This is a genomic window from Actinosynnema sp. NPDC059797, from assembly GCF_042732085.1.
GTDB lineage: Bacteria > Actinomycetota > Actinomycetes > Mycobacteriales > Pseudonocardiaceae > Actinosynnema.
Map to the genome: position 1 here is coordinate 1 of NZ_JBHWIE010000294.1, position 8,981 is coordinate 8,981.

Consider the following 8,981-nt stretch of genomic DNA (forward strand, 5'->3'; position numbering starts at 1 on the left):
AGACCAGGTTCCGCGCGGTCACCGTCGTCCCGTCCTGCGCGGCGGAGGCGTTCCACACCTGGTTGACCCGCTGGCCGCTCGTGAGGGCGAGCGTGGCGGTCCACCCCGTGGTCGTGGCGGTGGTGTCGTTGCGCACGCTCACCTCGCCCTGGAAGCCGCCGTTCCAGCGGCTGACCACGCGGTGGGTCGCGGTGCAGGAGCCGGTCGGCGGGGTGGACGTCGTCGTGGTGGTGGACGTGGTCGTGGTGGTCGTCGACGTGGTCGTGGTGGTCGTCGTCGAGGTGGGGCCGCCCGTCCCGTCCAGGCCGAAGAACGCGATGGCCCGCGCCGCCATGCCGCCCGACGGCAGGCTGTGCCCGGCGCCCTGGATGCTGTAGGCCTCCACCCGCGTGACGCCGGAGCCGTCGTTGTAGCGGCGGCGGTTCCAGTTGGTCTGCGGCGTGTCGCTGGACGACGGCGTCTGGCTCAGCCCGAACACGTCGGTCCACTGCTCGATCGACTCCTGCAGCAGCGAGTACGGCACGAGCGTGTCGCTGGTGCCGTGCCACAGCTGGACGCGCGGGCGCGGACCGGTGTAGCCGGGGTTGACCTGCCGCACCGCGTCGCCCCACTGCTGCGGGGTCCGGTTCATGGTCCCGTTGGTGCACTTGCCGCCGGGCGGGTAGTCCGCGGCGTTGGCGAAGCAGTTGAAGGGCACTCCCATGAACGCCGCGCCCGCCTTGAACACGTCCGGGTACAGCGCCAGCATGTGGTTGGTCATCATGCCGCCGGACGAGGAGCCGGTGGCGAAGACCCGGCCGGGGTCGCCGCCGTAGCGCTGCTGGACGTGGTTCACCATCGAGATGATCGAGACCGGGTCGCTGCCGCCGCCGCGGCGCTTGGCGGCGTCGGACCAGGTGTCGAAGCACTTCCCGAAGCCGGCTTCCTGCTGGGCGCTCGGGTAGATGACGATGAACCCGTGCCGGTCGGCCAGCGAGGCGAACTCGCTGCCCGAGTAGAAGCCGGGACCCGAACCGCCGCAGCCGTGCATCGCCACCACGATCCCGGGGTTGGCGGGGCGGGCGTCGGGCACGTACACGTGCATCCGCATCCCGCCCGGGTTGTTCCCGAACGACGTGACCTCGGTCAGCGACGCCGCCGAGGCGGGCTGGGACGCCTGGACGGCGAGGCCCGCCACCACCAGCGACGTGGCTGCGGCGAGCAAGAGACTCCGTGTGGGCTTCATGCGACTGAACTCCTTCGTTCCGCGCGCGACTGGACGACCGTGGTGGCGGTGTTTCGCGAACAGTGCCCGAGCCCGTCCTGCCCGGTGGAGGACCGCACTGGATAGATGACAGTTAGCTTGCCCACCGGACATGTAACTGTCAATCATCCGTCTCGACTGCCGGGAGCGCCCCGCGCGGGGCCGATTACAGTCGGTGTCGACCGCACGCCCGAGCGACCGCCGGAGCCGCCGTGACGAACCCGTACGACATCGAGGAGATCTTCCCGGGCGACGCGTCCGGACCGGTCCGGCTCCCCCGGCGGCAGAACGGCAACTCGCCGCAGGGCCTGACCGTCACCCTGTTGGCCGACTACACCCTGAGCACCCGCGCCCGGTTGCCGTCGGCGGCCCTGGTGGCCCTGCTCGCCGAGGCCGGGGTGAGCCACGCCGGTGCCAGGACCGCCATCAGCCGGCTCGCGCGGCGCGGCGTGCTGGAGGGCAGCAAGCAGGGCCGGAACAGCTCCTACCGGCTGACCCCGGAGGCCGCCGCCGTGCTGGTCGCGGGCGGCCGGTCGATCGTCTCCCGCGCCGCGGGCGCGGGCACGTGGGACCAGCGGTGGACGCTGGTCGCCTTCTCGCTGCCGCAGGACGAGGTCACCCAGCGGCGCGGGCTCCGCAGCCAACTGCGGTGGCTCGGCTTCGCCCCCCTCTACGACGGCCTCTGGGTCTCGCCGCACGACCTCACCGAGAAGGCCAAGGCGCACCTGGCCGAACTCACCTTCGGCGCCCTGACGGTGTTCCGCGCCCGGCACGTGGAACTCGGCGCGTCGACCGGCCGCGACCCGCTCGACGCCTGGGACACGGCGTCCATCGCCCGGCGGTACGAGGCCTTCATCGAGCGGTGGAGCCCGCTGCTGGACGACATGCGCGCCGCGCGGGTCACGGGGGCCGAGGCGGTCCGCGCGCGCACCGAGGTCATGGACACCTACCGCCGCCTGCCCATCCTCGACCCCCAGCTACCCGAGCAGCTGCTCCCGCCCGGCTGGCTGCGGGAACCGGCCCGCGAGCTGTTCACCGCCGTCTACGACGGCCTGGCCGCGCCCGCGCAGGACCACGTGCGGGCCGTGGCGGGCCGGTTCACCACCGACCCGCTCACGGACATCCGGGTCCACGCGGTCGCCGACCTGCTCGGCGGTCTGGCGGAGGCGTCCGGCTCCTCCGAGCCGGCCTCCCGGTGACCGCCCGCGGCGACCTCCCCGCGGCGACCTCCCCGCGGTGATCTCCTCGCGGTGATCTCCCCGCGGTAACCGCCTCGCTGTGACCGCCCCGCCTACCGCGGCACCGGCGCCGCCGCGTTCAGCGCGTCGAGCACCGCGTAGTACGCCGGCTTGCGGCCGTAGTCGCTGTCGATCGGCAGGGGCGTGCGGTCGACGTTCCAGGAGAACTTGTCCGTCACGCCGTCCACCGTCATCACGGTGCAGCGCTCCACCGACAGGCACGCGTTGACCACCTGGGCGTACGAGTTGGCCTGCGCCTCGCCGGAACCGGTCACGTCCAGCTCGGTGATGTGCACGTCCACCCCGAGGTCGGCGAAGCGCCGGAGGTTCTTGCCCATGTCCACGGGCACCCGGTGGTCGCTGTTGAAGTGCGCCTGGAAGCCGACGCAGTCGATCGGCACGCCGCGCGCGACGAAGTCCCGCACCATCTCGTACACCGCGTCGGACCTCGGGCCGAACCCGTCGGTGTAGTAGTCGTTGTAGCAGAGCTTCGCGACGGGGTCGGCGGCCTCGGCGGCGAGGAACGCCTCCTCGACCCACGTGTCCCCGATGCGCTGCTGGAACACCGAGTTGCGCCGCTCACCGGTGTCGGTGAAGGCCTCGTTGACCACGTTCCAGTAGTCGACCCGGCCCCTGAAGTGGCCCGCGACGCCGTCGACGTGCTCGCGCACCGCGGTCAGCAGCGCGGGCCCCGAGTCGATGTTGATCACCCACGAGGGCAGCTGGCTGTGCCACACCAGCACGCTGCCGCGCACCGCCATGCCCCGGCTCTCGGCGTGGTCGACCAGGCGGTCGGCGGCGGCGAAGTCGAACTTGCCGCGGACCCGCTCGACGACGTTCCACTTCATCTCGTTCTCGGGCGTGAGCTGGCCGAACTCGTGGTCCAGCGTCTTGGTGTAGTCGGCATCGCCGAGCCGGGCCGCTTGGGCCACCGCGCCGAACACCCGGCCACTGGCGGCCGCGGCGTCCTTCAACGAGTTCGCGGCGGCCGATGCCGGTGGCGCCACCAGCAGGCAGGCCAGCAGGGGCACCACGGCCCCGAGCGACTTCCTCACGCGTTCCTCCTCGATCATCGTCGACCAGGCGGCGGAACAGAAACTTTCGACAGTGTGGCAGGGTTGTTTCGGAAGGCGGGGATTCACTGCCCGAACAGCCCAAAACGATCACCCCGCGACGATCGCCACCGGGACGATCGCCACCGCCCGGCGGGGTCACCGCACCGGGGGCGGCTCCGCCGAGAGCAGCGCGAGCCGGCTGACCGTGCGGCTCACGTCGACCGGCAGCTCGCCGTCGCGCAGGACCTCGGCCAACGGCGCGGCGCCGGTCAGGACCAGGCGCACGTCGCGGTCGCACAGCACGTCCACCACGTTGGCGAACCGCTGCGCCGCGTCCCGGGACCGCGGGCCCAGCACGGGCAGGTCCAGCACCACCCAGGTGGTGAACCGGTCGGCGAGCGCCAGGTAGTCCGCGGTGGACGTCGGCGCGTCGCACAGCTCGCGGAACCCCAGCCACACCACGTCGTCGCGCACCGCCGCGGCGGGCACGGCCCGCCCGTTGACCTCCAGCGCGACGGGTGGGCCGGGCGGCGGGGCGTCGGCGCCCAGCTGCGCCGCCGTGCCCGGCCACAGGTAGCGCCCGAGTTCGAAGCGCGAGCGCGGCCGGGCGGCGGGCACCGACCGGTAGTCCACCTCGCCGTCCAGCTCGACGACGTCCAGCGCCGAGGTCAGCAGCGCGATGACCGGTTCGAACAGGTGGTGGTGCAGCGGGTTGGGCAGCAGCCCCTCCGGCGCGTAGTTCGACGTGGTCACCAGCACGACCCGCCGCTCGAACAGCGACCGGAGCAGCCTGGCGACCAGGGTCGCGTCGCCGGGGTCGTGCACGTGGAACTCGTCGAAGCACAGCAGCCGGACCCCGCCCAGCAGCTCGTCCACGGCCAGGTCCACCGCCCGGGGCGAGGCGCGGTGCCGCGCGTACGCGTCGTGGAAGCGGCGGAAGAACTCGTGGAAGTGCAGCTTCCGCTTGCCCGTGATCGCGAGCGCGTCGAAGAAGGTCGCGGCCAGCCAGCTCTTCCCCCGGCCGACCGGTCCCCACAGGTGGACGCCGCGCGGCGGCGGGCCCGGGAGGAAGCGGCGCCGGCGCTCGACCTCGGCGCCGAGCCCCGCCAGCCGGTGCGCCACGCGCCGCTGCGCCTCGTCCAGCGCGAAGCCCGCCCGACGCGCCTCCCGCTCGAACGCCGCGATCCCCGTCCCCACGGCGCCCACCCTCGCACGGCGGGCGCCGCGGGCACCGCCGGCCGGCGTGTGAGGTGGGCGACGCCGCCGAGCACGTCGCCCACGCCCCGACCGCCGCCGTCGAAGGCCGGCGGGGTCGAACCTCGCGTGGTCGACCAGGTCCCGCCGGTCGCCAGAGCGCACCCCCCGGCCGGGCCCGGTCACTCGTTGTGCAGGACCTCCGCGATCGTCGTCCGCGCCGCGGCCCTGGCCGGGACGAAGGCGCCCAGCACCGCGATGGCGACTCCCACCAGGGCCGTCAGGGCGAGCACCGGCGCGCGGTACACGTCGACCACCACGTCCAGGACGTCGGCCTGCGCCGCCCGCATCATGGCCGGGGCGACCACGCGGTGCGCGGCGACCCCGAGCGGCAGGCCGAGCAGTCCGCCGACCACGCCCAGCGCGCCCATGGACGTCACCATCATCACCACCACCTGGCGCGGCGTCATCCCGATCGACTTGAGCATGCCCAGGTCGCGGCGGCGTTCACGGGCGTTGAGGACGACGGTGTTGAACACGCCCAACGCCGCCACCAGGCCCAGCACCAGCGTCAGGAGCACCGCGGCGCCGACGATGACCACGGCCATCGACGAGCCGCGCCCGCGCGGTGGCAGGAGCGCCAGCCCCGGGTCGGCCGCCGCGGCGGCGTTCGCGTAGGCCTGCCGGTCCGCGCCCGGTTCGAGCTGGACGTGGTACGAGCCGGCCCGGGTGCCCGGTGCGAGCAGGTCGAGCAGGTCCCAGTCGGCGAAGACCTGCCCGGCGTTGTTGACCAGGGCCACGCCGACGATCTCCACCCGCGCGCGCTGCCCCCGCAGCTCCACGGTGATCGCGTCGCCGACCCGCAGCCCGTGCTGGTTCAGGAACCTGGACGGGGCGGCCACCTGCCCCGGGCCGTCCGGCCAGTGCCCGCTCAGGATCCGCGGGCCCAGCTCCTCCCCGTCACCCCGGTAGAACTGGACCATGGTCAGGTCCTGGCCGCCGACCAGCCGCACCAGTTGGCGCGAGGTCGCCGCCACCCGGACCGCGCCGGGCAGGGCGCGCAGCACCGCCTCGTCCTCGGCGTCGCCCAGCACCGGCGGGACGCCGTGGGTCGGTCCGCCCAGCTCGGCGCCCTGCCCACCACCCTCCTTCCCGACCACCAGCTCCACCCGGTCGTCGTGGACCGGCCTGACCGCGTCCTCGTAGGCGGTCACGGAGTTGGTCACGCCGATCGCCAGGGTCACGGCCATGACGCCCAGGACGACCGCGGCCAGCGTCAGGGCGCTGCGCGCCGGGCGGGCGAACGGCACGCCGAGGCCGAGGCTGACCGAGCGCGGCAGCCGGGAGCCGCTGAGCAGCCGCTGGACCGCGAGCGCGCGACCGGCGCGCTGCGCGCTGCCCGCGCTGATCGCCTCGGCGGCCGACAGCCGGCGCGCCCGCAGCGCCGGCAGCAACGCGGCCAGGGCGACCAGGGCCGGCACCCCGAGCAGCGCGACGACGTTCACCAGGGGGTCCACGCCGACGTCCGTCATGCCGAAGACCTCGAACGCCTCGGCGAGCATCGGCCGCGCCGCGACGTTGCCCAGCACCGCGCCGAGCGCGCAGCCGACGGCGGACGGCGCGGTGACCATCACCAGGTAGACCGCCATCACCTGGTTCGGGGTGAAGCCGAGCGACTTGAGCACCCCGATGTGCCGGACCCCCGCCACGACCGCGCCGCTGACCACGTTGGCGACGATCAGGACCGCCACCGCCACGCCGAGCACGCCGAACACCACCAGCAGCGGCACGTAGACGCCCGACTCGGCGGACACCTCCTGCCGCAGCGTGAGGTAGGACTGCGAACCGAGCAGCGCGCCGGACGGCAGCCCGGCCGTCACCGCCGCGAGCCCCTCCTCGACCTCCGCGGCCGTCGCGGCGCGGGTGAAGCGGTACAGGACCTGGACGTCGGCCGGCCGCAGGACCGCGAGCTGGTCGGGCGTGACCCACGCGTCGGCGGTGTCGCTCACCGAGTGGGCGAGGCCCACGACGGTGAGCCGGTGACCGCCCCGCACGTCCACCCGGTCACCCGGGCTCACGCCGAAGTCGGAGCCGGGCGGCAGGTCCAGGACCACCTCGCCCGGCCCGGCCGCCCACCGGCCCCGCCACACGTTCACCCGGTCCACCGGGCCGCCGGGGTCCGCCCGGCCCACCGCGTTCAGGGTGGGCGGCAGCAGCAGGTCCCGGTCGGCCGAGACCTCCAGGGTGACCTGGCCGAACGGTCCGGCCACCGCCTCGACCCCCGCCCGGTCCGCCGCCGCGGTCAGCTGCTCGGCCGTCACCGCGGCGCTGTCGAACGCCGCGACCAGGTGCGCGCCGCCCTGCTGGGCGTGCGCCCGGTCGAACGGGGCCGACGCCGTCGCCAGCAGCCCGAGCGCCAGCACGACCGTCGCCGTGGAGACCCCCACCACCACGCCGATAACGATCGTCTGGAGCCTGCGCCGGCGCACCGCGGCCCGCGCCACCCGCCACACCGCGGTCACGGGGTCCGCTCCAGGCTGCTCTCGCGGGCGACCCGGCCGTCGACCAGCTCGACCAGGCGGCTGGCGCACCGGGTCGCCAGCACCTGGTCGTGCGTCACGAGCAGCAGGGTCTGGCCGATCTGGTTCAGGTCGAGCAGCAGGTCCATCACCTGCTCGCCGGCCCGGCTGTCCAGGGCCCCGGTCGGCTCGTCGGCCAGCAGCAGCGCGGGCCGGTTCATCAGCGCCCTGGCGACCGCCACCCGCTGCCGCTCGCCGCCGCTCAGCTGGGCGGGGTAGGTGTTGCGCCGCCCGGCGATGCCCAGCTCGTCGAGCAGCTCCAGCGCGCGTTTGCGGGCCTGGCCCGCCGAGGTGCCGGTGAGCTGCGCGGCCAGCGCGACGTTGTCCAGCGCCGGCAGGTCGTCGAGCAGGTTGAAGAACTGAAAGATCATGCCGATCCGGCGGCGGCGGAACAGCGCCAGGCCCGTCTCGCCCATCCGGCCGAGGTCGTCGCCGTTGACCACGACCGACCCGGACGTGGGCCGGTCCAGCCCGGCCACCATGTTCAGCAACGTCGACTTGCCGCTGCCCGACGGCCCCATCACCGCCACCGCCTCCCCCGCCCGGATGCTCAGGGAAACCCCGTCCAGGGCCGCGGAGTCGCGGTACTCCTTGCGCACGGCGGACAGCTCCACCACCACTTGCGCCGTGCTGTTGTCACTGGTCACGGCGGCAATACTGCGCCGGCGCGCCGGGCGGGGTCATCGGTCCCGGGAGGTAACCGGGCGGTGCGGGTCATCCCGGAGGTGTACGCGCCGGCCCCGGGGGATGATGCGGGTCCGGGCGGCGACCTGGGAGAGTGGTCGCCGTGTGGGACATCGGGCCGGGTTGGCTGGGGGTCGCGGCCGGGGTCGCCGTGGTGTTCGCCGTGCTCGTCGCCCGGCTCGCCCGCGCCCGGCGCGCGTTCGCCCGCGCGCTGGAGGAACGCGGCTGGCTGCTGGAGCGGGAACGGGAGAGCGCGGCGCGCAACGCGGTCGACGAGGAGCGCTCCAGGATCGCCCGGGAGCTGCACGACATCGTCAGCCACAACGTGAGCGTCATGGTGGTGCAGGCCGGCGCGGCCCGCCGGGTCCTCGACGCGGAACCCGACCAGGCCTCGGCGGCGCTGCTGGCGGTCGAGGCCGCCGGTCGGGACACCATGACCGAGCTGCGCCACCTGCTCGGCGTGCTCGCGCCGCCCGCCGACGGCGAGGACTGCGCCGACCTGTCGCCCCAGCCCGGCCTGAGCGGGCTCGGCCGGCTGGTCGACCGCATCTCGTTCGCCGGGCTGCCGGTGGAGGTCCGCATCTCCGGCGAGCCCCGGCCGCTGCCGTCCGGTGTGGACCTGACCGCCTACCGCGTCGTCCAGGAGGCGCTGACCAACGCGCTCAAGCACGGCGACGGCGTGAAGGCGGAGGTGACCGTGCGGTACGCGGACCACTACCTGCGCGTGGAGGTGCTCAACACCGGCCCGAGCGTGCTGTCCGGCGACCGGGCCGCGCCCGCGCGCGACGACGTCGCCGACGAGGGGCGCGGCCTGCTCGGGCTGCGGCAGCGGGTGGCGGTCTTCGGCGGCGACCTGGACGCCCGGCGCAGGCTCGGCGGCGGGTTCCGGGTCCGGGCGCGCATCCCGCTGGAGCGGCCGTGAAACCCGCGCCGCGCGTCGTCATCGCCGACGACCAGGCCCTCGTGCGCACCGGCTTCCGGATGATCC

The 8,981-nt window shown here is 74.4% G+C and carries 7 protein-coding genes; 2 read left to right on the forward strand and 5 right to left on the reverse strand.

Going from position 1 to position 8,981, the window contains the following annotated elements:
• Positions 1 to 1,225 (reverse strand): extracellular catalytic domain type 1 short-chain-length polyhydroxyalkanoate depolymerase (locus ACFV4N_RS34865; protein ID WP_499676922.1); only part of this gene is annotated, 1,225 nt, incomplete at its 3' end.
• A 230-nt stretch (positions 1,226 to 1,455) separates the two neighbouring features.
• On the opposite strand from ACFV4N_RS34865, the gene ACFV4N_RS34870 reads away from it, so the two are divergent.
• The gene (locus tag ACFV4N_RS34870; protein ID WP_499676923.1) at positions 1,456 to 2,442 is read left to right on the forward strand and encodes a PaaX family transcriptional regulator; all 987 of its coding nucleotides are present in this window, start codon (positions 1,456 to 1,458) and stop codon (positions 2,440 to 2,442) included.
• A gap of 92 nt (positions 2,443 to 2,534) precedes the next feature.
• Here the strand turns inward: ACFV4N_RS34870 and ACFV4N_RS34875 are convergent, their stop codons facing one another.
• The 4 genes from ACFV4N_RS34875 to ACFV4N_RS34890 all read right to left on the reverse strand — a co-directional run bounded on the left by ACFV4N_RS34875 (position 2,535) and on the right by ACFV4N_RS34890 (position 7,956).
• Positions 2,535 to 3,536: a glycoside hydrolase family 10 protein gene (locus tag ACFV4N_RS34875; protein WP_499676924.1), complete on the reverse strand. Its 1,002-nt coding sequence runs from the start codon at positions 3,534 to 3,536 to the stop codon at positions 2,535 to 2,537.
• Between the two features lie 156 nt (positions 3,537 to 3,692).
• Positions 3,693 to 4,733, reverse strand: coding sequence for a cell division protein ZapE (zapE, locus tag ACFV4N_RS34880; protein WP_499676925.1), 1,041 nt, complete (start codon positions 4,731 to 4,733; stop codon positions 3,693 to 3,695).
• Between the two features lie 179 nt (positions 4,734 to 4,912).
• Positions 4,913 to 7,252, reverse strand: coding sequence for an FtsX-like permease family protein (locus ACFV4N_RS34885; RefSeq protein ID WP_499676926.1), 2,340 nt, complete (start codon positions 7,250 to 7,252; stop codon positions 4,913 to 4,915).
• The gene (locus ACFV4N_RS34890) at positions 7,249 to 7,956 is read right to left on the reverse strand and encodes an ABC transporter ATP-binding protein (RefSeq protein ID WP_499676927.1); all 708 of its coding nucleotides are present in this window, start codon (positions 7,954 to 7,956) and stop codon (positions 7,249 to 7,251) included. The genes ACFV4N_RS34885 and ACFV4N_RS34890 overlap by 4 nt, the downstream gene beginning before the upstream one ends.
• A 131-nt stretch (positions 7,957 to 8,087) precedes the next feature.
• Here ACFV4N_RS34890 and ACFV4N_RS34895 point away from each other — a divergent pair, with 131 nt between their 5' ends.
• Positions 8,088 to 8,915 (forward strand): sensor histidine kinase, encoded by an 828-nt coding sequence (locus ACFV4N_RS34895; RefSeq protein WP_499676928.1) that lies wholly within the window; start codon positions 8,088 to 8,090, stop codon positions 8,913 to 8,915.
• Positions 8,916 to 8,981: the final 66 nt, after the last annotated feature.